Source organism: Streptococcus sp., from assembly GCF_019414905.1.
Classification (GTDB): domain Bacteria; phylum Bacillota; class Bacilli; order Lactobacillales; family Streptococcaceae; genus Streptococcus.
In genome coordinates, this window is record NZ_DXLC01000103.1 from 1 (window position 1) to 1,397 (window position 1,397).

1 protein-coding gene and 1 pseudogene are annotated in these 1,397 nt (G+C 42.9%); both read right to left on the minus strand.

Annotated elements, in window-relative coordinates; all coding sequences use genetic code 11:
- Positions 1-193: 193 nt before the first annotated feature.
- Positions 194-1,090: an ROK family protein gene (locus tag QZ359_RS03120; RefSeq protein ID WP_293959341.1), complete on the minus strand. Its 897-nt coding sequence runs from the start codon at positions 1,088-1,090 to the stop codon at positions 194-196.
- Between the two features lie 17 nt (positions 1,091-1,107).
- A pseudogene (locus tag QZ359_RS03125) lies at positions 1,108-1,397 on the minus strand (N-acetylneuraminate lyase); the annotation flags it as partial.

Below are 1,397 nucleotides of genomic sequence, written 5' to 3' on the forward strand. Positions count from 1 at the left end.
ACGCCTCACTCAATTATTGATTGATACCCGTTACCAAGCCTGGAAGAATAGATAAAAAGCTTATGAAAAGGTAATACTCTTCGAAAATCTCTTCAAACCACGTCAGCGTCGCCTTACCGTATATATGTTACTGACTTCGTCAGTTCTATCTACAACCTCAAAGCAGTGCTTTGAGCAACCTACGGCTAGCTTCCTAGTTTGCTCTTTGATTTTCATTGAGTATAAAGTGATAATAAGCACCCAACATACCTGCTGTATTTTGGTGATGGGCAAATTCTAATCGTGTTTTTTCAGCTAGGCTTGGTACCAAAGCATCTTTTAAAGCTTTTCGAATTTTAGGTTTGAGGATTGCCTCTTGGCCCATGATACCACCACCGAGAATAACAACTTCTGGATTGGCAACGTAGCAAATATTTGCCAAACCTTTCCCTAGATAGTCTACCATTCGGTCAATACCAGCCATACAAATCTTGTTGCCTTCAGTGGCTTCCTTAAAAATACGTCGACCATTCCACTTGTCAACTGGATCTCCATGACCTGCCGCTACATACTCTACCAAGGCTGTTGTAGAGGCCAAGTCTTGGAATGCTCCATCCTGCATATGCATATAACCAACTTCACAGGCTGAATTGCTAAATCCATGGAAGACTTTCCCATCCATAATCAAGCAACCACCGATACCTGTTCCAATAGTCAAGCAAAGGGTCACACTCGCTCCCTTGCCTGAACCAGATACCGCTTCAGCCAGACCTGCACAGTTGACGTCATTTTCAATCTCACAAGGAACGTTAAAGCTAGTCTCGATTTCCTTCTTGAACTGTGTACCTGCATAATTTGGAATCTGAGGTCCAGCATAGAAAATTTCCCCCTTATCCGGATCCACCATACCTGCCGAAGAAATGGCAACACCCGCTACTGGGCCTTTTTCTAAATAGCTTGCTACGATATCTTTGGTCTTTTGTAAGATATGAGGTCCACCCTTATGCGCCTCTGTTGGCATTTCATGTGATTCAAGAAGTTGCCCCTCTTGATCAACCAAACCATATTTGATGTTGGTTCCACCGATATCAATTGCAACGTAGTGTGTCATAAATACCTCCTTATGGATTAGAGGAAGCGCTCCTTGGTTTCACGAATCAAGGCTGCAGCTGCTTCTACAACTGGACGATCTTCTTCAGTCACTGGTGTCAATGGTGAATGAACAGAACCAATATTCAAGCCTTCATTGATCTTCAAGACTTCCTTAATGACACCGTACATATTTCCATGTGCAGCAGTCAATTTGCCAATGATAGCGTTGATAGCATACTGCAATTCACGAGCTATTTCCAAGTCTTTGTCAGCAATCAATTGGTTGAGTTTCAAGAAGAGTTCTGGCATAGCACCGTAAGTACCAC